Raw genomic sequence first — 549 nt, forward strand, 5'->3', positions numbered from 1 at the left:
TCGTAAAACACTTCAGTGTTGCGAAAATTTGAGAGACTCGAACACACCGCTTTTCATTTCTTATTACGGAGAAATGAGACAGTGTGTCGTTTCAATTTTCAGCTTGATCCAGATTTTTAAAGAGCAAAACTTCGCAGTGAACCTTTTCAGGTACACTCTGAAGTTTTCTTAATTATGTGCAGTAAAGGATGGTGGAGCTATGCGGGATCGAACCGCAGACCTCCTGCGTGCAAGGCAGGCGCTCTCCCAGCTGAGCTATAACCCCATCGAAAATACTTCTCTCTGTACCCTAATTCGTTTCAGGGCAAGGCGTGGAATAACGAAGCATACTGAAGTATGCGAGATATTTCGCAACGCAGCAATGCAACGAATTTGGTAGGCCTGAGTGGACTTGAACCACCGACCTCACCCTTATCAGGGGTGCGCTCTAACCACCTGAGCTACAAGCCTGCAGAGATTTCTTTACTGCTAATTTTCATCAGACAATCTGTGTGAGCACTACAAAGGCAGGTTCTTTAAGGTAAGGAGGTGATCCAACCGCAGGTTCCC

At 45.9% G+C, this 549-nt stretch carries 2 tRNA genes; both read right to left on the minus strand.

The features are described from left to right. Nucleotides 1-189: 189 nt before the first annotated feature. Nucleotides 190-265 (minus strand) — tRNA-Ala (locus ACSZO4_RS25800). A 108-nt stretch (nucleotides 266-373) separates the two neighbouring features. Further along, nucleotides 374-450 (minus strand) — tRNA-Ile (locus tag ACSZO4_RS25805). Nucleotides 451-549: the final 99 nt, after the last annotated feature.

It is taken from the genome of Phytobacter sp. V91 (assembly GCF_965644225.1).
Taxonomy (GTDB): domain Bacteria; phylum Pseudomonadota; class Gammaproteobacteria; order Enterobacterales; family Enterobacteriaceae; genus CBFFRJ01.